The following is a 24,779-nucleotide window of genomic DNA, read 5'->3' as shown; positions in this document are numbered from 1 at the left end:
TTTTGCGCCGAGACCATGACTCTCCTGTACGAGCAGCCGCCTGCTGAACCCCTGACGCCCGAACAACAACTCGAGCAGGACATTGCGCTCGTGTTGCAAACGGCGCTCGACCATCACCACAAGGGCGAATTCGACGACGCGCAAGCGCTGTATCGGGCCATTCTCGACGCGAATCCGAAACACGCCGACGTGCTGTACAACCTCGGCGTGCTGCTCGGCCAGACCGCCCGTACGGCGGAAGCGCTGCCGCTTTTCGAGCAGTGCCTGGGACTGCATCCTCACAACGGCCAGTACTGGGCCGCCTATATCAGCGCGCTGATCGACGCCGGCGAAACCGCCGCGGCATGGCTGGCGCTCGAGATGGGTCAGAAGCAGGGCTTGAAGGGACCGGCGGTGGACGGCTTGATCGTGCGCATGGCCAACCCCGGCAAAGTCATCCATACCATGCCGGTCGCGGCGCAGAAGCCGCAAGCTCAGCCGGCCGCTGCAACAGACACGCCGCCGGCTGCGGAAAGCACGCGCACCACCATCGCATCGGGCCGCCGGGTCAGCCAGCAGGAAACCAACCGCTACACGGCGCTCTACAACAAAGGCAATGTCGTCGAGGCGGTGAAACTCGCCCGCTCCCTGACGCAACGCTTCCCCGCCGACGGCAATTCGTGGCGCTGGCTCGGCATCGCGCTGCACCGTCTGGGCCGCTATGACGAAGCACTTGCCCCGCTGCGCAAAGCCGCTGAACTGATTCCCGAGGAACTCGAAAGCCGCACTGTACTGGCCGATACGCTACGCCTGAAAGGCTTACAGGCGGAAACGGAGCAGGAGTGCCGCGCGATTCTGGCGATCAATCCGAACTACGCCGAAGCGCAGCGGATCTTCGGCATGTCGCTGGTTCATCAGGGGCGCGTAGCCGAGGGCCTGGCCGCCGCACGGCGCGCGATCGAACTCGCGCCGAACAATTCCTCCGTGTACAGCACGCTTGGAGTGTTGCTGCTCGATCTCGGCTTCGTGGGCGAGGCGGAAAAAGAATTCCGCGCCGCGCTAGAGAAGGATCCGAAAGACTACATCGCGGCCAACAACTTCCTGTTCACGCTGTCGCACAACCCCGAGGTCGATCACGACACGCTGTTCGCCGAGCACACCAACTTCGCGCGTCAGCATGAGGATCCGGTGCGCGCGCAGTGGCCGCGTCACGTGAACAAACGCTCGCCGGATCGCAAGCTGAAGATCGGCCTCGTTTCAGGCGACCTGTTCCGCCACGCCGTCGCGTCGTATTTGCTGCCGATCATGGAGCATCTGGCCAAGGACCCGAATCTGTCCTTGCATGTGTACAACAACCACATCGCCGAAGACGACTACACGCAGTTGCTGCGCAATTGCGCCGATGAATGGCAGCAGATCACCGGCATGCCGGACGCGCAGCTCGCCAACAAGATCCGCGACGAACGCATCGACATTCTGTTCGATCTGTCCGGCCACACGGGCCGCAACCGCCTGTTGACGTTCGCGCGCAAGCCCGCGCCGATTCAGGTGACCTGGATGGGTTATCCGGGCACCACCGGCCTGAGCGCGATGGACTATTACCTGGCGGACAAGTACGGCGTGCCGTTCGGGCCGGCGGAAAACCTGTTCTCCGAAAAGATCGTCCATCTGCCGTCGAGCGCGACGTTCCTGCCGGAGCAGAGCGCGCCGCCGGTCAATATTCTGCCGGCCATGCATAACGGCTATGTCACGTTCGGCAGTTTCAACCGCCTGAACAAACTGCGCCGCGACGTGATCGCCCTGTGGGCCGAATTACTGCACGCACAGCCGACCGCAAAGATGTTGCTCGGCGCAATCGCCACCGACGAAGACGAACAGTTGCTGATCGACTGGTTTGCCGGAGAAGGCATCGAGCGCGAACGCTTGATGTTCCGCCGCCGTTCAAGCATTCCGGTCTACCTGCAGCAGCATTTCCACGTCGATATCTGCCTGGACACGTTCCCGTACACGGGTTCGACCACGGTGCTGAACTCGTTGTGGATGGGCGTGCCCACGCTGACCATCGCCGGCGACACGCTGGCGAGCCGCGCGGGTACGACCTGGATGTCGCATGTCGGGCTCGAAGATTTCGTGGTCGCGAACAAGGAAGAATTCGTTGCGCGCGGCGTGGCGCTGGCCTCCGACATTCCCGCGCTCGCCGAGATTCGCACAAGCCTGCGCGAACGCTGCGCGGCCTCGGCAGCGTTCCGTCCCGACGTGGTCGCGGCAGGCGTCTCACGCGCACTGCGGATCATGTGGCAACGCTGGTGCGCCGGCGAACCGGCCGCCGCCTTCGAAGTTTCGATGGAAGACATAACCGGCGCCGCCAGCGAAGCGCCCGTGCTGTCCGATAAAGGGGAATCCAAGTGAACGCAGCTTTGCCGCTTCGCGCTATCGAGTCACCGATCGACGAGCGTATCTACGTTACCCAGCCACATCTCGCGCCGCTTGAAGAGTTCATCCCCTACCTCCAGCAGATCTGGGACAGCAAGGTGCTGACCAACGGCGGTCCTTTTCACCAGCAGTTCGAAGCGGCGCTGTGCAAGTATCTCGGTGTCAAGCACCTTGCGTTGTTCACCAACGGCACGCTGGCATTGCTCACCGCGTTGCAGGCGCTGCGCGTGACGGGCGAAGTGATTACCACGCCCTATTCGTTCGTCGCGACCGCGCACTCGCTGGTGTGGAACGGCATCAAACCGGTGTTCGTCGACGTCGATCCGGACACGCTCAATCTCGATCCCGCAAAGATCGAAGCGGCCATCACGCCGCAGACCACCGCGATCATGCCGGTGCACTGTTACGGCAAACCGTGCGATGTCGACGCCATCCAGAAGATCGCCGACAACTACAACCTGAAGGTGATCTACGACGCTGCCCACGCGTTCGGCGTCCAGTCCGACACCGGCAGCGTGCTCGAACACGGCGATCTCGCCGTGCTGAGCTTTCACGCCACCAAGGTGTTCAACACCTTCGAAGGCGGTGCGATCATCTGCCAGGACGCGAAGACCAAGCAGCGCATCGACCATCTGAAGAACTTCGGTTTCGTCGATGAAACGACGGTCGTGGCAGCCGGCATCAACGGCAAGATGAGCGAGATCAATGCCGCGTTCGGTCTGTTGCAACTGCAGCACATCGACGAAGCATTGGTCCGGCGCGCGCGAATCGATGCGATCTATCGCGAGCGGCTGCGCGATATCCCCGGCATCCGCTGCATGCGGAAGGGCGGCGAGAAAGTGTCGAATCACTCGTACTTTCCGATCCTGGTCGGTCCGGAATTCCCGATCAGCCGCGACGCGCTGTATCAGAAGTTCCGCGACCACGATATCTACACGCGCCGCTACTTCTACCCGCTGATTTCCGACTTCCCGATCTATCGCGGTTTGCCGTCCGCACGCCCTGAAAATCTGCCGATCGCTCACGCCGCCGCGCAACAGGTGCTGTGCCTGCCGATTTTCCCGGCGCTGACCGACGGCATGCTCGACCGCATCATCGGACTCATCGCGGATTGCTGATCATGACGTCCTCTGTTCGATCCGAGCGGCTACAAGCGCGCATTCTCGATATCGCCGGTTTCCTGCCCGAGCAGGTGCTGACGAACGAGCAGCTCGCGGCGCTTTATCCGGAATGGCCAGCGGACAAGATTCTGGCCAAGACCGGCATTCAGCAGCGGCATATCGCGTCGGCCGAACAGACCGCGACGGACCTCGCTTACGAAGCGGCGCGCAATCTCTTCGCCCAAGGCGTAGTGAGCGCGCAAGACGTCGACTTCGTCATTCTGTGCACCCAGGCGCCCGACTATGTGCTGCCCACTTCGGCCTGCCTGTTGCAGGACCGGCTTGGCATTGCGACTCACGCCGGCGCGCTCGACGTGAATCTCGGCTGCTCCGGCTACGTGTACGGACTTTCGCTCGCCAAAGGTCTGGTGGAAACCGGCTCCGCGCGCTGCGTGCTGTTGCTGACCGCCGACACCTATTCGAAATACGTGCACCCGCTCGACAAGAGCGTTCGCACCTTGTTCGGCGACGGCGCCAGCGCGACGGCGATCACCGCTTCCACGGACGGCAACGCGTCGATCGGCCCCTTCGTGTTCGGCACGGACGGTCGCGGCGCGCAAAACCTGATGGTCAAGGCGGGACTGTTTCGCGAGCCGAAGAGCGCGCAAAGCGCAGTCGAAAAACAGGATGCGTCCGGCAACGTGCGCACCGACGAACACCTGTACATGAACGGCGCCGAAGTGATGGCGTTCTCGCTTGCCGAAGTGCCGAAAGCGGCGACATCGCTGCTGGAAAAAGCCGGCATGGACCGCGAGGAAATCGACTTCTTCGTGCTGCATCAGGCGAACCGTTTCATGCTCGAAGCGCTGCGCAAGAAGATGAAGGTCCCGGAAGCGAAGTTTCCGATCCTGATGGAGCAATGCGGCAACACCGTTTCCTCGACGGTTCCGCTTGCATTGAAGCAGATGAAAGACGACTGCCTGCTTCAGCACGGCAGTCGATTGATGTTGTTGGGCTTTGGTGTCGGCTACTCATGGGCCGGCTGCATCGTGACTTACTAGCAGGAGTGGACATGGAAAACTTTTACGAAGGAATGGCCGAAATCTTCGAGATCGACGCGAGCCTGATTACGCCGGAACTCGATTTGCACGAGCACAACTGGGATTCGCTCGCCGTCGTGTCGACGATCGCTCTCGTCGACGACTGCTTCAACGTAATGCTGAGCGGCCAGACGTTGAACAACTGCAACACCATCGCCGACATCGAAGCGTTGATCAGCACGGCGAAAAAAGCAGCCTAAGGAGTTGAGCATGAGTTCGCCGGACTTCAGCGCAGGACGCGAGTTACGCACGCAAGGCGCCCGCATCGCAGGCGTGGTGTCGTGCGTGCCGTCGAGACAGGTGGATAACGACTACTTCGTCGAGAGGTTCGACGCGTCTGCCGTCCGCGATGTGGTCAAGATGATCGGCGTCAACCGGCGCCGCTGGGCGGACGCGCAGACGAGCACCGGCGATCTGTGCCGCAAGGCCGGCGAGAAGTTGCTCGCCGAACTCGACTGGCAGGCGGACTCGATCGACGCGCTGATCTTTGTCTCGCAAACGCCGGACTACCGCTTGCCCGGCACGGCGTTCGTATTGCAGGCGGACCTTGGCCTGCCGACCTCGTGTCTCGCGTTCGACATCAATCTGGGCTGCTCCGGCTATCCGCAAGCGCTCTGGCTCGGCATGAACCTGATTCAGACAGGCGCCGCGAAGCGCGTGCTGCTCGCGGTGGGCGACACGATCAGCAAGATGATCGACCCGACCGACCGCTCGACCACGCTGCTGTTCGGCGACGCGGGCACGATGACAGCGCTCGAAGCCTCGGCAAGCGATGCGGCCGCGCACTTCATCATCGGCGCGGACGGCAAAGGCGTACGCAATCTGATCGTGCCGTCGGGCGGATTCAAGTCATACGACGCCTCGGCCGACGAACGCATGGCCGGCAAGTCGCCGGAATGCCTCTTCATGGACGGTGGCGAGATTTTCAATTTCACGCTGAACGCGGTGCCGAAGCTGATCTCGCGCACGCTCGACATCGCCGGCCGCGACAAGGACACATACGACGCCTTCCTGTTCCATCAGGCCAACCTGTTCATGCTCAAGCATCTGGCCAAGAAGGCCGGCCTGCCGGCCGAACGCGTGCCGACCAATATCGGCGAGTACGGCAATACGAGCTGCGCGTCGATCCCGCTACTGATGACCACCGAACTGAAGCACCGCCTGAAGGAAGAGACGCTGCAACTGGGCATGTTCGGCTTCGGCGTCGGGTATTCGTGGGCATCGGCGGCACTTGCGGTCGGGCCGCTCACCATCGTGGACACGATCGAGACATGACACTCTTTGCCGACAACTGCCTCGCCGGCGGCCTCTATCTCGTGACCGGCGCGTCGTCGGGCATCGGCCAGGCGAGTGCGAAACTGATCGCCGGCCTTGGTGGACGTGTGATCGCCGCCGGACGCGACGAGGCTCGCCTTCAGGCGACGCTCGCCGGGCTTCACGGCAGCGGCCATGCCGCCGCCGTCGCATCGCTCGCCGACGCCGACCAGACCGCCGAATGGGTCAGCCATCTCGCTGAAACGCATGGCACATTCGCCGGCGTGTTTCATGCGGCCGGCGTCGAGTTGATCCGCCCCGCGAAGCTAACCAAACAGGAACAACTGGACCAAGTGTTCGGCAGCAGTCTGTACGCAGCGTTCGGGATTGCCCGCGCGGGCAGCAAGAAGAATGTGATCGCGGACGGAGGTTCGCTTGTCTTCATGTCGTCGGTGGCCGGTTCGACGGGCCAGGCAGGCATGACGGCTTACTCCGCCGCCAAGGCCGCCATCGACGGACTGGTCCGCTCGCTTGCCTGCGAAATGGCGCCGCGCAAGATTCGCGTCAACTCGATCGCGGCCGGCGCGGTTCACACCGCCATGCACGAGCGGCTGACGGGCGGCAGCCCCGACGAAGCGCTCGCGGCCTACGAGAAGAGCCACCTGCTCGGCTTCGGCGAGGCCGACGACGTCGCGCAATCCGCGCTGTTCCTGCTGAGCGAGGCAAGCCGCTGGATCACCGGCACCACGCTCGTCGTCGACGGCGGATATAAGGTTCGATGATGGTGAAGCGACTGATTGTGGCCGGCTGCGGCGCTTTCGCGCGCGAGCTGATCAACTGGGCGCAAGACGCGGCCGACGCGGGTCGGGGCGCAAGCATCAGCGCCTTTCTCGACGCCAATCCGGCCGCGCTGGAAGGCTATCCGTACCAGCTCGAATGGCGTGGCGACATCGACGACTACCGTGCGCAGGATGGCGAAGCCGTGCTCGTCGCCATCGGCGACCCCGCCGCCAAGCGCGCGGTGGTGGCGCGCCTGCGTGAACGCGGCGCGGTGTTCGCGAGCCTCGTGCATCCGAGCGCCGTCATCGCGCGCTCCGCCGTGCTCGGCGAAGGCGTCGTGGTGTGCCCTCAAGCGGTGGTATCGGCCGACGCCAATGTCGGCGACTTCGTCGCGGTCAACGTGCTGTCGAGCGTCGGCCACGACGTCAAACTCGGCGCCTATTCGACGCTCAGCTCGCACGTCGATCTGACCGGCTACGTGCAAACCGGCGAGGGCGTGTTTTTCGGCAGCGGCGCGAAAATCCTGCCGAAGCTGAAGATCGGCGCACGCGCGAAAATCGGCGCCGGCGCCATCGTGATGCGCTCGGTGGCCGAAGACGCCGTGATCTATACCGCGCCCGCCAGGAAGCTCTGAGATGACGCTCGACCGGATTCTGTTCGATCAGTACTGGCATCTCGCCTGCCATCGCCGTGAGCTCGCCAACGACGGCGACTTCATCAAATTCGATGGCTTGTCGGGCGAAATCGTCCTGTTCAACGACAACGGCGAGATCGTTGCATTCGACAACACCTGTCCGCACCGCGGCGCGCGCATTTATACCGACGAGCACGGCAACCGGCCGGCGACCTGCGGTTATCACGGCTGGACTTATAAGAACGGTACGATCATCGTGCCGGAGAAGGCACGCTTCAAGTCGTGCGATATCGACCGCGCGCACTTCAATACATTCCAGGTCGACTGGTGTGGCGACTTCGTGTTTTTCGCGATCAAGCCGCGCACGGGCTTGTACGAACAATTGGGCAAGAGCGCGGATATCCTCGAGAACATTTCGTTCAATGTGGACCGGCGCCTCGATCTGAACCGTTACGACTACGAGTGCTATTGGCCGCTCGCCGTCGAGAACGCGCTCGAGCCGTATCACATCGCCGCGGTCCACACGGAAACGCTCGCCACCTTGCAACTCGGCGACGGTCAGAACGTGTTCGACGGCGCCAATTCGATCTGGTACGCGCCACTCGGCAATGCACGTCTTGCCAACCAGTTGGCTCGCCTGCGCAAGCTGTTCAACATCGACTATCAGTACGAGGGATATATGAGTCTCTATATCTTCCCGTTCACGATGATTTCGTCGACGTACGGCTACTCGTATTCCCTGCAGAACTTCTTCCCGGCCCCGCGCGGCGAAAGCCGTACGCGGTTCACTAGCCGCCTGTACGCGTCGAACACGCTGAATGGGAACGCCACGCGCGTGCTCGATTCGTTTTTTGAATCCACCGTGCGAATGAACCGGCAGGTGTTTGACGAAGACCACGACATCTGCAAGCTGCTTCCGAAAGAAAACTGGTCGACGGATGCGCTCCGTTTTCCGTCGGATGCGGAAGTGAAGATCGACCATTTCAGGCAATCGTGCCGCGCCGTCGGCGAGACGAGCCTGGCCGTGCTGCACCAGATCCAGACATCGATCGACGAAGCCGCTTCGCTCTACGCGGCCGGCGCCGTCGATTGAAGCCAACACCCCAGCGAGAATTTCACCATGGCGACGCCATCTAAATTCGATAACGACACCTTCCCGCTCACGCGGGAACACATGGACGCGTTCGTGCGGCGCACCGCCGACCGACTCGCGGAACACACCGGCAAGCTGCTCGAAGTCGGACCGCAAGATCGGTCTCTGGTGCGCCAGTGCTTCACGAACTTCAGCGTCGACACGTTCGATGTAGTCGACACCTATAAGCCGACGATCGTCGGCGACATCACCAAGGTCAACGCGGCGATTCCGGAAAGCGCGTACGACGTCGTGGTGTGCATGGACGTGATCGAACACACGCTGAACCCGTTCGACACGGTCAAGGAAATTCGCCGCATTCTGAAGCACGAAGGCCACCTGATGATTTCCGCGCCACTGAACTGGCGCATTCACGGACCCTCGCCGGATTGCTGGCGCATCACCGAGCACGGCTGGAACGTGCTGCTGCGCGACTTCGATATTGTCGAGATCGACATTCTGGAATCGCCGGAGCGCGAACTGTTCCCGTTGAAATACAACGTGCTCGCGAAGTGCAATAAGTTCAAGAACACCCAAGACAACGAACTGACGTTCCGATTCATCTAGCCTTCGACATGAAAAATACCCTGGCATCCGTTGAAGCGGTCATCGATCAGATCGCCTCGGAAACGTTCAATCCGGACGTCTTCAAAGAGACCGGCGTATTCGTGATGCGCAACGCGATTCCGCAGTCTGTCGTGCAGGAATGGCAAGCCGAGTGGCAGGCGTTTTACGACGCGCAGCTGGCCGAGAGCCGCGACGTCAACAAGGCGAATCCGGTTTCGCTCACCGAGCAACTGCCGCCGAAGCTGGCCTCCATGTACAAGGAGCCGGTCTTTGCCGAGACGTTCAAGCAGATCTTCGGAGATCACGTCGCGCTGTACAACCATCGCTTCGTGATCAAGGACAGATTCAGCTCGAACAAAGTGTTCCTGCATCAGGATAGTTGCTATCACCTCGGCAATCTGAACAAGTGCAGCATGTTCGTGCCGCTCAGCATCGTCAACGCGGACAACGGCGGCATGTCGTTTTACGCGGGCTCGCACAAACTGGGCGTGCTCGGCGATGCCGGTGAGATCAATCCCGACAGCTTCGAGTTCAAGTGGCCGAAGGTCACGCCGGAACTGAATCCGGGCGACTTCGTGATCATGAACAGCGCGCTATGGCACGAGTCCGGCCCGAATGTGTCGGGTATCAACCGCATCATGGCCGACACCATCGTGCAGCCCGCGGACGATCCGACCGGCAAGGATCTGCTGTGCGGCGAATGGCAAACGGATATTTTCTATTCCCCGACCAACTACATTCGCTACTTCGTCAATTCGCGTGTGTTGAAGCTCATCAAGTATGAGAAAGAGCGCGCCGCCGCTGCGGTGTAATCGCGGGCTTGCTGCGCGCTGCGCAGCGCACAGTGCTTGCGCCTTCTGCCGCGGCGTTACTGAAACGTCGCATTGATCGACAGTTGCACGACGTTGCCCTTCGGCCGGTTGCTGGTGTTGAATTCGTTAACCCAGCGCAGCGCAGCTGAAATGGGCGTTTTCTGGATCTTGCCCGACCAGGTGATCATCGGCCCGAGGCCTACGGAATGGCCCTGAGCGCCGCCGACAATGTCCGCAATGCCGCCGCTGTCGCTGCCGATCTGCTGGATATAGCCGCCCACCACGCCGACGCCCCAGCCGCTGCTGAAGCGCTTGAGCGCAAGCAGATCGAGCACGCTGACCGGCGCGTTGTGATAGTGGGTGTCGTTATTGGGCGTGTAGAACTCGAGGCCGTAATTCAACGACAGCTCGATGTTCTCCTGCGGCAGCAATTTCGTATAGGCGATCGTCGGCGTGAAGGTCCACGTGTTCTGTCCGGCGTTGGCGAGCCGGTTCGGGTTGTACGCACCAGTTGGCGCGTAAATCTGCACGCTCAACGCGACGTGGTCGGTCTTGGTCAGGTGATAGCCGGCGACCACCGGCGCGAAGAAGATATCGGCGAACTGCGTGCCGTGGTCGTTCGGTAAGCGGCCGTGAAACGACGAGATGTCGGTGTACTGAAGCGGCACGCCAAACGACGACGCGAAATTCCAGCCGCCTACCGTAATGCCCCACGTCTTGACCGCGTTGAGAATGGTGTAGACGGCCGTCACGTCGACGCCGGCCGTCACCTGTCCGGCGATCGGAATCGACTTGCTCGCGCCGAGCGAGCCTTCGTAATAGATCGTGGCGGCCGACACGATCCAGTCGCTGGTCGGCGGGACGACGCCGCCGTAGGGCATCACCTGCTGGCCCGTGATCGGACGGCCGATGCCGCCTTCCGTCGCCGACGCCGTTTGGGAGAGACTCACGCCGACGGTGGTCAGAAGCGCGCCCTTGCACAACCCGGCAACGAGCCGCCTGGCTGCGAAAATACAGTTAGGTTGACTCATAATCGTCCTCATCGAATGGAAGTTCGGCATTCTCACTCCTACGGAACCGCATCCGGGCGGGCTGCGTCCGCAAGCCGCACTGCGCGCGTACGCGCAGGCGTCAGGCTTCGCGCACGATTGGCGGCGGCGTCCAGTTGCCATCCAGCAGCGCTTGCTGCGGCCAGTAGGCGCGCAAGTACAGGGAGAACACCTCGTTGGCCGGCGCCGGCAGCCAATTGGCGAATTTGTCGTCGCTGGGTCTCGCGTGTTGTACGTGGAGCGTGAGCGAGCCGTCTGCGTCGAACTTCAGGTCTTTGTTCTTCGTACCGAGTGTGTAGCGGTTTTGCGGGTTGGGTGAAAGAAAATGGTGCGAGTCATATAGCGTCAGCGACCAGAAGCCTTTGACAGGCGGCAACCGGTCTCTATGCAAGGTCACAGTGTAGCGCCCGCTGCCATCAAGACATCGGTCCGATGCATCGGTATCCGAATAAAAACACTTTATCTCGTTGGCCTTGTTGATAAAGACGTGCGACGCCGTTATTGCCGTTCTCGAGTAGTAATCCGTACCAAAGGCCGCACCGTTGCTAAACGTGTTCCAGTTTCCCGCAAGCCGCTTGCCGAACAGATTGAAATTGGAGAGCGGTGCGATCAGATCCGCTTCGGCTCTCGCCGTTTCGTCGATGATGGCGCTTCTGAGTGCGCCGTCCCGGCGCGTGGCGGCGATCAGCGCACGTGCCTGCGCATAGAGCGCCTCTTCGCCATGTTGCGGCGGCGCTTCGTCGAGCACGGCGGGCAGTGTGTCCCAGAAACGGTTCGGATCGACCCGTTCGATCTCTTCCGCGCTTGCGTGCGTCCCACTGCGGGCCGCGCCGAAACCGGGCAGTGCCGACCAGTCCGTTTCCTTGAACTGGCCGTCGTAGTCCGCGAGTGGATACACGCCGATTTTGCTGATCAGCGACTGCACCAGCGCGCGATCTTCCGGCGTGTCGTCCATGAACACGCGCGGAATCAGCATGCCTATCGCGGTGGGCGAGCGGAACATCTGGCGGATGCCCTTCGGCGCCGGGCCATGCCAGTCCGGGCCCGCCAACAGATAGAAGCCCGGCCGCGAGCCATACATCTTGCCGAGGCTCGTGAAACTATCAGTGCGCAGATCGACGGCCTGATAGACCCAGAAGCGTCTGCCGAAATCCGGTACCTGGACGATCGCCGGCATAGTGCGCAAATCGAGCATCGCGCAACCGTCGATCAGATCGCGATTTGGGCAGCCGACGTGCCGCGTTTGCGGCTGAGCATAATCGCGCAGCATCGCAAGACGGTTGGGCGGAGCGACCGGCGCGACGCCACCATTCAGCCCCGGCCGCGGCACCTGCTCCATCGCCAGCAATCGGCGGTAGACATTCACCAGCGGCCACGCCCAGAAATAGGTCTGGCGCGCCACCAACCGCGCGTACTCCTCCGACATCGTGTCGCCCGCCACCGGACCGGGCACGGCCGCCGCGCCGGCCGTCGCGGCAGACCACGGACGCTGCTGCGTCTTCGCAAGGATCGGCGCGGCAACCGACGCCAGCACGGCCGCCGTCACCCATGTCGCCGCCTTCCTGTGCGTGTCGATGTCCGGGTCGTCCATGCGCGCCTCAGCGCTTCTGCAGCGTCGGAAACGTCCAGCTGCCGTCGAGCACGGTCTGGTCCGGCCCGTAGATTCGCATGACGAGGTCATACGCACCGACGGGCGCGGGCAGCCAGTTCGACATTTCGTTCGCGCCCGGCGGCGTGTTCTGCACGTAGATATCCAGCGAACCGTCCGCACCGTATTTCAGTCCCTGAGTACGATCACCGACCGAGTAACGGTGAATCGGATTCGCCACCAGATGGCGCGCCGGCAAATCGTAAAGCGTCATCGACCAGAAGAACTTCGCCGGCGGCAGATCTTTTTTGTCGAAGTGCAGGACGTAGGGCTGTGAACCGATCAATTGCTGATGCTCGGCATTCACGCGCGTCCCGACGTACACCGCTTCCTCCTTCGTGTTGCCGTAGATGCCCATCGCCGCGGCGACGGCGCGCGTCGTGTAATCGTCTTTCAGATCGGCGCGGCTGCCGAACAGGTCGAAGGAACTGGTGGTGCGCTTTTCCGCGTCGGCCAATGCGGCTTTGCCGTCGGCGACGCCCGCTTCGAGCGCCGCGCGTGTGTCGGCTGGCAACGCGACCGGATCGAACGGTGCGCCAGGTGCAATGCCGATCTTCGCGAAGCGTCCCATCAGTTCGCGCTCCGACGGCGCGGGCGGCTGCGTGAACTGCAACAGGAAGTTCAGGTAGGCAATGAAGTCGACCGAGGTCGCCTTCGCTTCGTCCCATTTCGGAAAGCTCAGTTTCGCGGCGGACGGTGGTGCGGCCGTGTGTTCGAAAGCGGACAACGGCGTGAGCTTGTACTGCTTCTGGATCGCCTGCACGTTCTTGACGTCGCTCGCGCCGTTGAGCGCCGTGCGGCCGAGCGTCAGAATCAGGTCGGTCTCCGAGCGGAACACCTTGTCGATGCCCTTGGGCGTGTCGCCGTGCCAGTTGGGTCCGGCGAACAGATAGTGGCCCGCGCCGTTACCCGTGGTGCGCGAACCGACGTACGCGAAGTTATAGGTAAACAGGTCGATCCACTGGAACACGTAGTAGCGCTCTTTCGGCACCGCCGGCACCGTCAGCACCCACGGTTCGCGGCGCAGATCGAGCCACGCCCACGAGTACGGCGTGTCGTTGTTCGGCGTGACGATTTCCTTGTTCTCGGGACCGTACGGCCGCGAGTAGTTGCGGAATTTGCCGAAGCCGCCCACGTACGACTTCGAAGTGGGATCGACTGCCTGCTGATAGAGCGTCTTATAGTTGAACAGCATCGGATAGGCGTACAGGTACGCATCGCGGGCGATGCCGCGCGCTTCGTCCGGGGAAGCGGTTACCGCGGCGGCCGGGGCGCTCGTTTGCGCCGTCGCCGGCACCTGCGGCAACACGGCGAATGCCAATCCGGCGACGCATGCCCTGACTCCCAGGCGCTTCAAAAACGTCATGGCTAAGCTCCCTCGAGTTCTCGTCTATTTGCCGAACGTCATGTTCAGGCCAGCAAAAATCGTGAACTGCGGCACGCCCGCACCGGAATGCGCGATCGAGTATTGCGGTTCGATGAACGCGTTGTAGATCGTCGAACCGCCCTTCCATGCCTTGCCCGCGCCGAGGCCGACGGGGATGTAGTAGCTGCCGTGCTGCAGATCGAACGTCCATATGCCGGTCGAACGGATGTACCAGCCGCCGGGCAGATTGAATATGCCAAAGGGCTGCGCGGTCAGCGATTGCGTGGTGGGCCGGCTGCTTTGTCCGGCGAACGAGTGCTGCCACTGCACGAGCCCGCCGATCAGCCGCGCCCGGGTGGCGCTCACGGCAACAGCGGCAAGACCCGCCTGCCACTTGCCGGTGCCGAGGCTCGGATCGGTCGCGGTCGGCATGGTGACGAGCGGGCCCACGCCGAGCTGCACGTCGCCTTCCGAGAGCAGAAAGATGTCGAACAGATTGAGGTCGCCGAGGCCGGTGTTGTAGCCGACGCTCGGATCGGGCCGCGTACTGAGCGGCACCGTGCCGCGGAAGATTTGCGGCACGCCGATCAGGCTATTCGTGCCGACCGGCACGGTAGGGCGAAGCAGCAGGTCGTTGGTGTGCGCACTCGCGCCGAATACGCTCGGCGTGTAGTAATTCTGGATGTTGAATGAGGCGGCGAGATTGAGCGGGTTATTGCTTTTATTGGCGTCGTCGGCGGATGCCTGAGCGAAGACCGGCGACGATACGAACGCGGCAGCGCATAATGCCCCCGCCCCAAACACGCAGCTGTAACCCATTATCGAGCCTCGTTTTCTGGCCATTTCTTATAGGCGAGCACCTGCCTTTGCCTGACGCGAAATCATTTCAAAGGGATGGCGTTCGGGTGACTGATTTAAATCGAATTCATCTCGCGCGCGTGGTCGCGCGTCCGGGCAGCCATGCGCAGCCGGACGCGATGTCACGCAAATAACCCGCGTTATGTCGCTTGAACATCTGGAAAGACGGCGCAGCTGGATACACGGCTTGCATGAGCGCTCCTTGAAACGAGAGACGCCGCATCAAACGAAGCATGCGGAAAGAAGAAGATTCACCACGCTGGCATGGTTAGGAATACTAGCAACGATTCTGGAAATTACAGAGATAAATTTGTAACACGGCTGAAAGCCAGATCAATCGGGTCCGACTTCCCCGCTTATTCAATTGGCATTTTTTATGGCGGAACAGGCTCAACCGTCATGTCGAAAAAATCCCACAAGGGCTGCAATAACCGCTTTGGCCTATTAGACTTGCGCTCGCTTGAATTCGACCCACCGCTTTCGATGAGGCTTTCATGATTCGCACGTTGCACCGGTACTGCATTGCCTTCACAGTTGTCCTGCTTTCCGCTTGCTCCGTGACGCCGCGCCAGGACGCCATGTCGCAGACCGGTGCAGCGACGGCCGCCGGGTTGGCGTCATGGAACGACACGAAGACCAAACGCTCTATCGTCGACTTCGTCACGCTGGTGACGACGCCCGAGTCCAAGGACTTCATCCCGCGCGCCGACCGGATTGCCGTGTTCGATAACGACGGCACGCTGTGGCCGGAGCAACCGGCCTCGGTGCAACTGGTGTTCGCGCTGCAACGTGTGAAGACGGTGGCCGCGCGGCATCCGGAATGGAAGCGTCAGGAACCGTTCCGCTCGATCCTCAAAGGCAATCTCAAGAATGTGGCGGCAAGCGGCGACGCCGGTTCGATGCGGGTGTTGGCGGCGGCCCACGCCGGCCTGACGGGCGACCAGTTCGCCGCACTCGTGCACGAATGGTTCGATGCCGCGAGCGACCCGCGCTTCAACCGGCCTTACGTCGATCTCGCGTATCAGCCCATGCTCGAGTTGCTCGCCTATCTGCGCGCGAACGGCTTCAAGACCTATCTGGTGACGGGCGGCGACGTCGAGTTCGTCCGCGACGTGGCTCAGCGCATGTACGGCATTCCGCCCGAGCAGGTGATCGGCAGCACCGTGAAGTATCGCTACGGCCAGAGCAACGGCGCGGTCTCGCTGACGCGCCTCGCGCAAGTCGACACGCTGGTCGACGGCTCGGCCAAGCCGCTTGCCATCGATCGCGTGATCGGCCGGCGTCCGGTGATCGCGTTCGGTAACGCGGACGGCGACGCGCCGATGCTCGAATGGACCTCGGCAGGCGACGGCCCGCGCCTCGCGGCGCTCGTGCATCACACAGACGCGCAACGCGAATACGCGTACGACCGCGCGGCGAAGAGCGGCAAGCTCGACAAAGGTCTGGACGAGGCCGGCGCGAAAGGCTGGCTCGTCGTCGATATGAAAGATGATTGGAAGACCGTGTTCAAGCCTGAAGGCGCGACGACGGCAGCGGCGCCGGCGACGCCCCCGGCGAACTGAGCCTGAACCGCTGAAGGCCACTCGTAAGCGGCCTTCAGCGGTTGTTAGAGTTGTCGCGCAATGTATGGCTTTAGCGCCGCGTCTAGCGACTCAGCGTAATCGCCAGATATGTGGCATAGAGCACGCCGCAAACCAGCAACGCCCACACCGGCACGCCGCGCTCGCGCACGTTGAGCCGCAGCCACGCCGCCGACGCGAGCGTGATCACGATGCCGGTCACCACTTCGATGCGCGGCACCCACGGCGTCAGCAGAATACCGATCGCTGGCAGCAAGGTGCCTTGGAACACCATCGCGCCGGTGATGTTGCCGAACGCCAGCGTGTCCTTGCCGCGGCGAATCCACAGAATGCTGTTGACCTTCTCGGGCAACTCGGTGGCGATCGGAATGATCAGCAGCGAGAGCAGCAGCGGCGACACCCCAAGCGCCTGCGACACGCCGCGCACACCATGGATGAAGCCTTCCGCGCCCCACACCAGCAGCGCGACGGCCAGCGCCAGTTGCACCACGATGGTCGCGAGATTGGTCGGCACGCCAAGGCGCGCGATCAGCATCTTGCCCGGCGCTTCGGTGCCGTGACCGGCATCGACCAGATCATTCGATGCGCGGAAGGTCATCACCACATAAGTGACGTACACGCCGACCAGCGCCACGCTGAAGAACGCGCGCACCATCATCTGCTCGTGCGGCACGTACATCGCTGCGGCAGCCAGCACGAACGCGCACAGGAAATAGTTGAGGTCGCGCGTGAAACCCGTACGCTCTGGCGCGACCCAGCCGCGCGCGCCGCGTGAACCGAGAATCGCGAGCGTCATGAGGAAGGTGGAGAGGGTGGAGAGCATCAGCGGCGCGCCGAGAATCGCGCCGACGCCGATCTCCTGATTGACCGCGCTATCCGTCGTGCCGCCGGCGATCGCGAGCAGCGGCACTAGCGTCTCGGGCAACGCTGTGCCGACAGCGGCGAATAGCGAACCCGTTACGCCTTCGGAAATCTTGAGGCGTTCGCCCAGATGCTCGAGCGCATTGGTGAAGAGCTCGGCCGCCACCAGAATGACGACCAGCATGATGCCAAGTTCGAACAGGAGACCGGTCATGCGCGGCGCTCCGCATACACGCAGAAGCAGCGGCGCGGCGGACGGGCGGAAGGGGAGACTGGCAGGGTACGACGATGTTTCACAGGGCAACTCCGCGGTCGGACGTAGATGACAAACCAATGACGCACCGCCGCCCGTCCGACCAGAACGAGGCAGTGCGTCAATGGTCTCGCCAAACCGACGCGGTCGAACGCGCCATGACCCGCAGGCCAAGTATGTTGACGCGCTCTCCTTCAAAGGATGAAGGAAGTCGGGACACGACGAGGCCGCAAAAAACAAAAGGGCTTAGCGCATTCTGCGTAAGCCCTTGAACGAGATCGACTCTCTATGGTGCGCCCGGCTGGGATCGAACCAGCAACCCCTGCCTTCGGAGGGCAGTACTCTATCCATTGAGCTACGGGCGCTTCAACACGAAAGCGCGGCAACCAGAACGGATGCGACGCCAAAGCGAGACCGAAAGGATACCCGGTTTCGGCCACACCGTCCACCGGACGGCCCCAATCACCGGGTCCGGCGGCTTTCCGACAACCCTCGCGATGCGGGTAAACGCCTGCTGAACACCCCGCCGCGCCCCTCGCCGCCGTCGAAATGTTCCGTCTATAATCGTCCGTGGCTGATTAAAGAACAAGAAGTTGCCGTCACGCTGTACCGCTCACATACCCACGGAGACGAGACAAGCATGAGCGAAGCACCACACGGAGCCCCGATCAAAACCCCCGGACAGCTCGTCGCCGCGATCATTGCCAGTTTTGCGGTACCGATCGTCATCATCGTTCTGCTAGTGATCTACGTCGACAATTCGACGCGCACCGGCGCCGGCACCGACTCTCTCTCCGAAGCCGAGGTCACCGCCCGCATCAAGCCGTTCGCCCAGGTCGACATTCGCGACGCCAACGCGCCGCGCGTCTACAAGAGCGGCGAGGAAGTCTACAAGGCCGTGTGCTCCGCGTGTCACGCGTCGGGTGCGGCAGGCGCGCCGAAATTTACCAATGCCGCCGACTGGGCGCCGCGCATCGCGCAAGGCTTCGACACGCTGCTGCACACTGCCCTCACCGGTAAAGGCGCGATGCCGCCGCGCGGCGGCACCAGCCCGGACGACTACAGCGATTTCGAGATCGCCCGCGCGGTCGCCTATATGGCCAACAATTCGGGCGGAAGCTTCCCTGAACCGGCTCAGCCGGCAGCAGGCGCCGCTGCGGCGTCCGGTGCAGCGGCCGCGGCGCCGGCCGGCGCTTCCGACGCGGGCGCGGCTCAGGCCGCCGCAGCGATGGCCGCCATGGCCAGCGTGCCGCAAGCGGCCGCGCCGGCAGCGGGCGGCACGCAAAGCGCGGACGCGTCGCAAGCCGGCAAGGCGTTGTATCAGCAGGTTTGCCAGGCCTGTCACGCGGCTGGCGTGCTGAACGCACCGAAGTTCGGCGACAAGGACGCCTGGGCACCGCGTCTGAAAGAGCCAATGGACACGGTCTATAACTACGCGCTGCACGGCAAGGGCGCGATGCCTCCGAAGGGCGGCTCGACTGCCTCCGACGCGGACGTGAAGGCCGCCGTCGACTACATGGTCAGCGCGGTGAAGTAAGACGCACCGCTCGCGGCGTTTGCCGCGTGACAAAAAATCCCTGCACCGTGGCGACGCGGCGCAGGGATTTTTTTATATCTCGGCCAACAGACAGGCCTACGAGATTCGCGTTATGCGCCAGGTTGGGCGCTGTCCGCGAGCGGCTGCGCACTCGACGTTTCGAAGCGCCCACTCAAGGCTTCTGCAACAGCGCCTTCAAACTCGCGAGCCGGTCTTTCGGCGACATCGGCGCTTCTTCGGGCGTCGGCGGCGGGGCATCGTCGAGCAGCATTTCGGGGATGAAGCGCGACGGCTCGCACACCACCGTTTCACGCGCGCGCTTGCGCTTCTTGCACCAGTTCAGATGCAGGCTGCGTTGCGCACGCGTGATCGCCACGTACATCAGCCGGCGTTCTTCTTCGATGCGCGCGTCGTCGATTGGCTCGTCGTCCGGACCGCCGCGATGCGGCATGATGCCTTCCTCGACGCCCACCAGAAACACGTGCGGATACTCCAAACCCTTCGACGCATGCACCGTCGAGAGCCGCACCGCGTCGGGATCTTCCTCGCGGCCTTCGAGCATCGACATCAGCGCCACGGTCTGGATCAGGCCGAGCAGACTCTTGCCGGTGTCGCCGAGACCGTCGGCGGTGTCGTAGCCGGTGGCTTCGTCATTCGCCGCGCCCGCGGGCTCAGCCTTGGTGCCTTTGCGCTTGAGCCACTCCATGAACTCCAGCACGTTTTGCCACTTGGCCTGCGCCTGGCGTTCGTCGAACGCATCGTACAGATAGGCCTCGTAGTGGATCGCATCCATTAGTTCGTCGAGTAGCGTGCCGGCGGCATCCTTCTCGGCGCGATCGGTGAGGCGCTGCATGAAGTCGCAGAACACGCGCATGGGTTCGATCTGCCGTGGCGACAGACGCGCCTCGATGCCGCCCATGTACACGGCCTCGAATAGCGACACCTTGGCCTGGCCCGCGAACGAGCCGAGCGCCTCGAGCGTCGTATTGCCGACGCCGCGCCGCGGTGTGGTGATCGCGCGGATGAACGCGGGGTCGTCGTTCGCGTTGGCGATCAAGCGCAGATAAGCGCAGATGTCCTTGATCTCGGCTTTGTCGAAGAACGATTGCCCGCCGGACAGCACATACGGAATCCGCTCGCGCCGCAACACCTGCTCGAAAATGCGCGCCTGGAAATTGCCGCGGTACAGGATCGCGTAGTCGCGGAAATTCGCGCGCCGCTCGAACTTGTGTGCCGACAGGCGAAACACCACGGACTCGGCCTCGTGCTCTTCGTCGTTGCACGGCGTGACGGTGATCGTGTCGCCCATGCCGTGTTCGGACCACAGCTTCTTTTCGAACAACTTCGGATTGTTTGCGATCACGTTGTTCGCGGCGGTCAGAATGCGCACCGTCGAGCGATAGTTCTGCTCCAGCTTGATCAGATGCAGCTTCGGAAAATCCTTGCTGAGCTGGCCGAGATTCTCTAGCGTCGCGCCGCGCCAGCCGTAGATCGCCTGATCGTCGTCGCCAACCGCCGTGAACGCCGCGCGCTTGCCGGCCAGCAGTTTCACCAGTTCGTACTGGCAGGCATTGGTGTCCTGATACTCGTCGATCAGCAGATAGCGCAATTTGTTCTGCCAGCGGTCGCGCACCTGCTCGTTCTTTTCGAAGAGTTCGGCGGGCAGACGGATCAGGTCGTCGAAATCGACCGCCTGATACGCATGCAGCGTCGCCACGTAATTGCGGTAGACGATCGCGGCCTGATGTTCGTCCTCGTTCGCGGCGATCGCGATCGCCTGCTCGGGCATGATCATGCCGTTCTTCCACAGCGAGATGATCGACTGGATCTTGCGGATAAAGCCCTTGTCCGTCGAGCCGACCTGCTCCTGGATCATGCCGAAGCAGTCGTCCGAATCCATGATCGAGAACTGCGGCTTCAGGCCGACGTGCTCCGCTTCCTGCCGCAGAATCTGCACGCCGAGCGAGTGGAAAGTGCAGACCGTCAACTGATTGACGGGCACTTTGCGGCCTTCCTTGCCGGGCGTGGTCAGCGTCTTGCCTTCGAGCAGCTTGCCCACGCGCTCGCGCATTTCCAATGCGGCCTTGTTCGTGAACGTGACAGCGGCGATGTGACGTGGCTCGAAGCCCTTGGCCTCGATCAGATGCGCGATCTTCTGCGTGATCACACGCGTCTTGCCGCTGCCTGCGCCGGCGAGCACGAGACACGGACCGTCAAGATAACGGACCGCTTCATTTTGAGCGGGGTTCAGGCCTGCGGACATCGTCTGTGGATGGGTGATGCGGTTGAAAGCGGCGGTTGAGGGCGTAGCGGCGTGGCGACTGCCGGCCGAAGGCCCGGGGGCATGCTGCGCGGCCCCGGCGGCTGGAACGGGCGCCCTGCGCGGTGCGAGGGTGTTCCGGCCCGCTGCGGTTCGCGCGAGAGGAGCGATGTTAACACGGATGCATGCACCAGATGCCCGCCTCATAAAAGCAATATCCAATCAACATGCGCCGAGCCGACGACGCTGCCGGTCCACCTTCAGGACATGCCACAATTGCGGTGTTGCGCGCCGTCGCCGCGGTGGCAAAGCGGCGCGCCGATTTTGCAGGAAGACAAGCATGTCCGCATCGCTGAAGATTGGATTGATGGGTTACGGTTTCGCCGGCGCGACCTTCCATGCGCCGGTGATCGAGCACTGCGGCCGCGCGAGCGTCGCGGCCATTGCCACGAGCCAACCCGAGCGCGCGCTCGCCGACTATCCGCACACGAAGGTGGTGGCCGACCTCGACGCGCTGCTGGCGCTCGAAGAAATCGACTGCATCGTGATCGCCACGCCGAACGATACGCACTTCGACCTGGCGCGCCGCACGCTGGAAGCAGGCAAGCACGTGGTGGTCGACAAACCGGTCACGCTGAACGCCGCCGACGCCCACACGCTGGCCAACATCGCGCTCGCCCGGAGCAAACTCTTCATACCGTTTCACAACCGTCGCTGGGACGGCGATTTTCTGACCGTGCGCGACCTGCTCGCGAGCGGCGAATTGGGACGGATCACGCAATACGAATCGCATTTCGACCGTTTCCGGCCTGAGGTGCGGCAGCGTTGGCGCGAGGAAGCGTCGCGCGGCGGCGGCTTGCTGCTGGACCTCGGGCCACATCTGATCGACCAGACGCTGGCCCTGTTCGGCGCCCCGCAAACCGTGTCGGCCACCGTGCGCACGCATCGCGACGACGCCGGCGCACCCGACTACGTGCATATCCAGCTCGGCTACGGTGAGTTCGAAGTGGTGCTGCACGCCAGCGCGTTGACGGCACTGGTCGCGCCGCGCTTCACCATCCACGGCACGCGCGGCAGCTATATGAAATACGGTCTCGATACGCAGGAAGATCAGTTGAAGGCGGGCCTGCGGCCGGGCGACGAGGGTTTCGGCGCCGGCAATGCCGCCGGTGTGCTGCGCGTGCAGGAAGGTGATCAGGAGGTCGAGCGCGAGTTGCCGACGCGCAATGGCGACTACACCGGGTTCTACATCGCGGTGGCCGACGCCATCCAGCACGGCGTGAAATTCCCGGTCAGCGCACAGGACGCCGTCGACGTAATGACGGTTATCGAGCTTGCCGCCCGCAGTTCGGAAGAAGGCGTCCGGCTGCCGTTTGAGCGGATTCGCTGACGGTTTGGCCTGCGTGTCGAAATGGCTTGTGTACCTAAAACAGCACTCGCCGCCCACGCCGCGCGGGCCAAACCCTGACAAGCCCGAAAGGAACATAACGTTACAAATAAGGCCGCGCTGCCGGTCAGCGCGGCCCGGCAGTCATCCGTTGCTACCGGGTAGCACCACACAACGACAATGACTTCCGGAGAGTTCATGCCCCGTACTATCCGCGCGCTCGCCGCGTGCGCCTTGCTCAGTTCCCTCGCCGCCTGTGTGGTGGCGCCTCAACCCCAGCCGGCGCCTCGTCCCAACCCGCAACAGATCGCGGATCAGCGCCTGCGTCAGGTCGACGGCCGCATCGACAATCTCAGCCGCCGGATCGACAACCGCGTGAATCAGGGCTATTACCCGCCGCCCCAAGGCGGCGCGCTGCACCATCGCCTCGACGTGATCCGTCAGGAAGCGCACGACATGGCCGCGCAACATGGCGGCGGCCTCTCCAGCGACGAACAGCGCGTGCTGAATCAGGAACTGGACAACGCGGCGCACGCCATCGGCGAATAGTCGCTCCACGCGTCAGGTCAGGCACCAAAAGCGGCACGAGCGCGGCATCACGTCCCGCGCTTTTTTTGACAGGCGCGAGAGCGGTGCGTCAACCGCCGCGCCGCTCGCGGGCCTTTATTTGACAAGCCCCCGGCCCTCGCGTACATTCGCCGCACGCGTCGGGAGAGCGCGCTGGCCGCTGAAAATCGCAGGCCGCGCCGCCGAAGGGGCACACCCGCAAACTCTCAGGCAAAAGGACCGACCGCGTCGAAAAACCCGCGTCCAGGCAACATCGAGGCACTCGTTTTTCGCACTCTGGAGAGCGGCAGTAGCCATCTGCATCGTTTATCGAGCAGATTCTGGCAAGCTGCCCACCGAAGGGGCGCGCGTTTCACCGTGGCACGTCAACGTGATCACGGTGGCGCAATCTCTCAGGTATCGAGGACAGAGGGGTCATGCAGGACCACGCTCGCAGCCAGAAGGCCGCGAGGCGTAGCGCCGCATGGCCTTTTTTGTTTCGCGAGATGCCCGAGGCCCTATGACCGAACTCAAACACACCCCGCTCCACGCCACCCACCGTGCGCTCAATGCCCGCATGGTCGATTTCGGCGGCTGGGACATGCCTGTCAATTACGGCTCGCAAATCGACGAACACCGCGCCGTGCGCACCGACGCCGGCATGTTCGACGTCTCGCACATGTGCGTCGTCGATTTCACCGGCGAGCGCGTGCGCGCCTTCTTCGAATACGCGCTGGCGAACAATGTCGCCAAACTGCAAACGCCCGGCCGCGCACTGTACTCCTGCCTGCTGAACCCGAATGGCGGCGTGATCGACGATCTGATCGTCTATTACTTCGGCGAAGATCACTTCCGCGTGGTCGTGAACGCTGGCACCGCTGATAAAGACATCGCCTGGTTCGGCCAGCTCAACGCCGAAGGCGGCTTCGGCCTGACCGTCACGCCGCGCCGCGACTACGCGATCGTCGCCGTGCAAGGCCCGAACGCCCGCGAAAAAGTCTGGCAAACCGTGCCGGCCGCGCGCGCCGCCACGGAAGCCTTGAAGCCCTTCAACGCCGCCCGCATCGAAAACACGCCGTTCGGCGAATTGACCGTCGCCCGCACCGGCTACACCGGCGAAGACGGCTTCGAAATCATCGTGCCGGCGGATCACGTCGAAGCGCTGTGGAACGCATTGCAAACCCAAGGCGTGCGCCCGGCCGGTCTCGGCGCGCGCGACACGCTGCGCCTCGAAGCCGGCATGAATCTGTACGGCCAGGATATGGACGACAACGTCTCGCCGCTCGACGCCGGCCTCGCCTGGACCGTCGACCTCACCTCGCCGCGCGACTTCGTCGGCAAAGGCAAGCTGGAAGCGGACGGTTCGCAGGCCGCGTTCGTCGGCCTGATCCTGCTGAAGGAAAACGGCAAGGCGGCAGGCGTGCTGCGTGCTCATCAGAAAGTCGTCACGCCGCAGGGCGAAGGCGAAATCACCAGCGGCACGTTTTCCCCGACCATGCAGGAATCGATCGCCTTCGCGCGCGTGCCGAAGGGCGTGCAGCCAGGCGACACCGTGCACGTTCGGATTCGTGACAAAAACGTTCCTGCAAGCGTGGTAAAACTGCCGTTCGTGCGCAATGGCAAAGTGCTCGCGGTTTAAGCAA

The 24,779-nt window shown here is 62.9% G+C and carries 21 protein-coding genes, 1 tRNA gene and 3 riboswitches; of the genes, 15 read left to right on the top strand and 7 right to left on the bottom strand.

What is annotated here, in order from left to right; genetic code table 11:
• The first annotated feature begins 15 nt into the window (after positions 1 to 15).
• The 10 genes from ACQKRQ_RS11560 to ACQKRQ_RS11515 are packed head-to-tail and all read left to right on the top strand — an operon-like array spanning position 16 to position 9,791.
• The gene (locus ACQKRQ_RS11560) at positions 16 to 2,388 is read left to right on the top strand and encodes a tetratricopeptide repeat protein (protein ID WP_427477003.1); all 2,373 of its coding nucleotides are present in this window, start codon (positions 16 to 18) and stop codon (positions 2,386 to 2,388) included.
• Positions 2,385 to 3,530, top strand: a complete 1,146-nt coding sequence (gene vioA, locus ACQKRQ_RS11555) for a dTDP-4-amino-4,6-dideoxy-D-glucose aminotransferase VioA (RefSeq protein WP_427477001.1) — start codon at positions 2,385 to 2,387, stop codon at positions 3,528 to 3,530. Before ACQKRQ_RS11560 ends, vioA begins: the two co-directional genes overlap by 4 nt.
• A 2-nt stretch (positions 3,531 to 3,532) precedes the next feature.
• A complete protein-coding gene (locus ACQKRQ_RS11550; protein WP_427476999.1) occupies positions 3,533 to 4,573 on the top strand; it encodes a ketoacyl-ACP synthase III in 1,041 nt (346 codons plus the stop codon).
• 11 nt (positions 4,574 to 4,584) lie between these two features.
• Complete coding sequence (locus tag ACQKRQ_RS11545; RefSeq protein ID WP_106303234.1) at positions 4,585 to 4,812, top strand: acyl carrier protein; 228 nt, start codon at positions 4,585 to 4,587, stop codon at positions 4,810 to 4,812.
• Positions 4,813 to 4,822: 10 nt separating this feature from the next.
• On the top strand, positions 4,823 to 5,887 hold the full coding sequence (locus ACQKRQ_RS11540; RefSeq protein ID WP_427476997.1) for a ketoacyl-ACP synthase III: 1,065 nt from the start codon (positions 4,823 to 4,825) through the stop codon (positions 5,885 to 5,887).
• Positions 5,884 to 6,648: an SDR family NAD(P)-dependent oxidoreductase gene (locus tag ACQKRQ_RS11535; protein ID WP_427476995.1), complete on the top strand. Its 765-nt coding sequence runs from the start codon at positions 5,884 to 5,886 to the stop codon at positions 6,646 to 6,648. The genes ACQKRQ_RS11540 and ACQKRQ_RS11535 overlap by 4 nt, the downstream gene beginning before the upstream one ends.
• Positions 6,648 to 7,280, top strand: a complete 633-nt coding sequence (locus ACQKRQ_RS11530) for an acetyltransferase (RefSeq protein WP_427477173.1) — start codon at positions 6,648 to 6,650, stop codon at positions 7,278 to 7,280. Before ACQKRQ_RS11535 ends, ACQKRQ_RS11530 begins: the two co-directional genes overlap by 1 nt.
• Before the next feature lies 1 nt (position 7,281).
• The gene (locus tag ACQKRQ_RS11525; RefSeq protein ID WP_427476993.1) at positions 7,282 to 8,373 is read left to right on the top strand and encodes an aromatic ring-hydroxylating oxygenase subunit alpha; all 1,092 of its coding nucleotides are present in this window, start codon (positions 7,282 to 7,284) and stop codon (positions 8,371 to 8,373) included.
• Between the two features lie 27 nt (positions 8,374 to 8,400).
• Complete coding sequence (locus tag ACQKRQ_RS11520) at positions 8,401 to 8,979, top strand: class I SAM-dependent methyltransferase (protein ID WP_106303222.1); 579 nt, start codon at positions 8,401 to 8,403, stop codon at positions 8,977 to 8,979.
• Positions 8,980 to 8,987: 8 nt separating this feature from the next.
• Positions 8,988 to 9,791: a phytanoyl-CoA dioxygenase family protein gene (locus tag ACQKRQ_RS11515; protein WP_427476991.1), complete on the top strand. Its 804-nt coding sequence runs from the start codon at positions 8,988 to 8,990 to the stop codon at positions 9,789 to 9,791.
• A 56-nt stretch (positions 9,792 to 9,847) separates the two neighbouring features.
• Here the strand turns inward: ACQKRQ_RS11515 and ACQKRQ_RS11510 are convergent, their stop codons facing one another.
• The 4 genes from ACQKRQ_RS11510 to ACQKRQ_RS11495 all read right to left on the bottom strand — a co-directional run bounded on the left by ACQKRQ_RS11510 (position 9,848) and on the right by ACQKRQ_RS11495 (position 14,673).
• A complete protein-coding gene (locus ACQKRQ_RS11510; protein WP_427476989.1) occupies positions 9,848 to 10,822 on the bottom strand; it encodes a SphA family protein in 975 nt (324 codons plus the stop codon).
• 100 nt (positions 10,823 to 10,922) lie between these two features.
• Positions 10,923 to 12,431: a DUF1254 domain-containing protein gene (locus ACQKRQ_RS11505; protein ID WP_427476988.1), complete on the bottom strand. Its 1,509-nt coding sequence runs from the start codon at positions 12,429 to 12,431 to the stop codon at positions 10,923 to 10,925.
• Positions 12,432 to 12,438: 7 nt separating this feature from the next.
• Positions 12,439 to 13,854 (bottom strand): DUF1254 domain-containing protein, encoded by a 1,416-nt coding sequence (locus tag ACQKRQ_RS11500; RefSeq protein WP_427476986.1) that lies wholly within the window; start codon positions 13,852 to 13,854, stop codon positions 12,439 to 12,441.
• Between the two features lie 24 nt (positions 13,855 to 13,878).
• Entirely contained in the window at positions 13,879 to 14,673 is a 795-nt protein-coding gene (locus tag ACQKRQ_RS11495; protein WP_427476985.1) for a hypothetical protein, read from the bottom strand.
• 533 nt (positions 14,674 to 15,206) lie between these two features.
• On the opposite strand from ACQKRQ_RS11495, the gene ACQKRQ_RS11490 reads away from it, so the two are divergent.
• On the top strand, positions 15,207 to 16,274 hold the full coding sequence (locus ACQKRQ_RS11490) for an HAD family hydrolase (RefSeq protein ID WP_427476983.1): 1,068 nt from the start codon (positions 15,207 to 15,209) through the stop codon (positions 16,272 to 16,274).
• Between the two features lie 82 nt (positions 16,275 to 16,356).
• Here ACQKRQ_RS11490 and ACQKRQ_RS11485 read toward each other — a convergent pair whose 3' ends face one another.
• Together ACQKRQ_RS11485 and ACQKRQ_RS11480 are read right to left on the bottom strand one after the other, a co-directional pair.
• Entirely contained in the window at positions 16,357 to 17,367 is a 1,011-nt protein-coding gene (locus ACQKRQ_RS11485) for a sodium:calcium antiporter (protein WP_427476981.1), read from the bottom strand.
• 91 nt (positions 17,368 to 17,458) lie between these two features.
• Positions 17,459 to 17,622: riboswitch (yybP-ykoY riboswitch) on the bottom strand.
• Positions 17,623 to 17,695: 73 nt separating this feature from the next.
• Positions 17,696 to 17,771: transfer RNA gene (locus ACQKRQ_RS11480), tRNA-Arg, on the bottom strand.
• 275 nt (positions 17,772 to 18,046) lie between these two features.
• On the opposite strand from ACQKRQ_RS11480, the gene ACQKRQ_RS11475 reads away from it, so the two are divergent.
• On the top strand, positions 18,047 to 18,943 hold the full coding sequence (locus ACQKRQ_RS11475) for a c-type cytochrome (protein WP_132376553.1): 897 nt from the start codon (positions 18,047 to 18,049) through the stop codon (positions 18,941 to 18,943).
• 172 nt (positions 18,944 to 19,115) lie between these two features.
• Here the strand turns inward: ACQKRQ_RS11475 and ACQKRQ_RS11470 are convergent, their stop codons facing one another.
• Complete coding sequence (locus tag ACQKRQ_RS11470) at positions 19,116 to 21,206, bottom strand: UvrD-helicase domain-containing protein (protein WP_408176378.1); 2,091 nt, start codon at positions 21,204 to 21,206, stop codon at positions 19,116 to 19,118.
• A gap of 337 nt (positions 21,207 to 21,543) precedes the next feature.
• On the opposite strand from ACQKRQ_RS11470, the gene ACQKRQ_RS11465 reads away from it, so the two are divergent.
• The 3 genes from ACQKRQ_RS11465 (at position 21,544) to gcvT (ending at position 24,775) form a co-directional block, all read left to right on the top strand.
• Positions 21,544 to 22,593, top strand: coding sequence for an oxidoreductase (locus tag ACQKRQ_RS11465; RefSeq protein ID WP_132376551.1), 1,050 nt, complete (start codon positions 21,544 to 21,546; stop codon positions 22,591 to 22,593).
• Positions 22,594 to 22,788: 195 nt separating this feature from the next.
• Positions 22,789 to 23,139, top strand: coding sequence for a hypothetical protein (locus ACQKRQ_RS11460; RefSeq protein WP_132376550.1), 351 nt, complete (start codon positions 22,789 to 22,791; stop codon positions 23,137 to 23,139).
• A gap of 149 nt (positions 23,140 to 23,288) precedes the next feature.
• Positions 23,289 to 23,389: riboswitch (glycine riboswitch) on the top strand.
• Positions 23,390 to 23,423: 34 nt separating this feature from the next.
• Positions 23,424 to 23,576, top strand: a riboswitch (glycine riboswitch).
• Positions 23,577 to 23,656: 80 nt separating this feature from the next.
• The gene (gene gcvT / locus ACQKRQ_RS11455) at positions 23,657 to 24,775 is read left to right on the top strand and encodes a glycine cleavage system aminomethyltransferase GcvT (protein WP_427476978.1); all 1,119 of its coding nucleotides are present in this window, start codon (positions 23,657 to 23,659) and stop codon (positions 24,773 to 24,775) included.
• Positions 24,776 to 24,779 lie beyond the last annotated feature (4 nt).

Source organism: Paraburkholderia sp. NPDC080076, from assembly GCF_050281145.1.
Taxonomy (GTDB): Bacteria; Pseudomonadota; Gammaproteobacteria; order Burkholderiales; family Burkholderiaceae; genus Paraburkholderia.
The sequence above is the reverse complement of the archived record's forward strand: the minus strand, read 5'-3'. Positions and strand labels throughout refer to the sequence as shown.

Excerpts from the sequence above, each read along its gene's own strand:
- ACQKRQ_RS11560 (WP_427477003.1), top strand. The coding sequence starts at position 16 with ATGACTCTCCTGTACGAGCAGCCGCCTGCTGAACCCCTGACGCCCGAA.
- ACQKRQ_RS11550 (WP_427476999.1), top strand. The coding sequence starts at position 3,533 with ATGACGTCCTCTGTTCGATCCGAGCGGCTACAAGCGCGCATTCTCGAT.
- ACQKRQ_RS11545 (WP_106303234.1), top strand. The coding sequence starts at position 4,585 with ATGGAAAACTTTTACGAAGGAATGGCCGAAATCTTCGAGATCGACGCG.
- ACQKRQ_RS11540 (WP_427476997.1), top strand. The coding sequence starts at position 4,823 with ATGAGTTCGCCGGACTTCAGCGCAGGACGCGAGTTACGCACGCAAGGC.
- ACQKRQ_RS11535 (WP_427476995.1), top strand. The coding sequence starts at position 5,884 with ATGACACTCTTTGCCGACAACTGCCTCGCCGGCGGCCTCTATCTCGTG.
- ACQKRQ_RS11530 (WP_427477173.1), top strand. The coding sequence starts at position 6,648 with ATGGTGAAGCGACTGATTGTGGCCGGCTGCGGCGCTTTCGCGCGCGAG.
- ACQKRQ_RS11525 (WP_427476993.1), top strand. The coding sequence starts at position 7,282 with ATGACGCTCGACCGGATTCTGTTCGATCAGTACTGGCATCTCGCCTGC.
- ACQKRQ_RS11520 (WP_106303222.1), top strand. The coding sequence starts at position 8,401 with ATGGCGACGCCATCTAAATTCGATAACGACACCTTCCCGCTCACGCGG.
- ACQKRQ_RS11515 (WP_427476991.1), top strand. The coding sequence starts at position 8,988 with ATGAAAAATACCCTGGCATCCGTTGAAGCGGTCATCGATCAGATCGCC.
- ACQKRQ_RS11510 (WP_427476989.1), bottom strand. The coding sequence starts at position 10,822 with ATGAGTCAACCTAACTGTATTTTCGCAGCCAGGCGGCTCGTTGCCGGG.
- ACQKRQ_RS11505 (WP_427476988.1), bottom strand. The coding sequence starts at position 12,431 with ATGGACGACCCGGACATCGACACGCACAGGAAGGCGGCGACATGGGTG.
- ACQKRQ_RS11500 (WP_427476986.1), bottom strand. The coding sequence starts at position 13,854 with ATGACGTTTTTGAAGCGCCTGGGAGTCAGGGCATGCGTCGCCGGATTG.
- ACQKRQ_RS11495 (WP_427476985.1), bottom strand. The coding sequence starts at position 14,673 with ATGGGTTACAGCTGCGTGTTTGGGGCGGGGGCATTATGCGCTGCCGCG.
- ACQKRQ_RS11490 (WP_427476983.1), top strand. The coding sequence starts at position 15,207 with ATGATTCGCACGTTGCACCGGTACTGCATTGCCTTCACAGTTGTCCTG.
- ACQKRQ_RS11485 (WP_427476981.1), bottom strand. The coding sequence starts at position 17,367 with ATGACCGGTCTCCTGTTCGAACTTGGCATCATGCTGGTCGTCATTCTG.
- ACQKRQ_RS11475 (WP_132376553.1), top strand. The coding sequence starts at position 18,047 with ATGAGCGAAGCACCACACGGAGCCCCGATCAAAACCCCCGGACAGCTC.
- ACQKRQ_RS11470 (WP_408176378.1), bottom strand. The coding sequence starts at position 21,206 with ATGTCCGCAGGCCTGAACCCCGCTCAAAATGAAGCGGTCCGTTATCTT.
- ACQKRQ_RS11465 (WP_132376551.1), top strand. The coding sequence starts at position 21,544 with ATGTCCGCATCGCTGAAGATTGGATTGATGGGTTACGGTTTCGCCGGC.
- ACQKRQ_RS11460 (WP_132376550.1), top strand. The coding sequence starts at position 22,789 with ATGCCCCGTACTATCCGCGCGCTCGCCGCGTGCGCCTTGCTCAGTTCC.
- gcvT (WP_427476978.1), top strand. The coding sequence starts at position 23,657 with ATGACCGAACTCAAACACACCCCGCTCCACGCCACCCACCGTGCGCTC.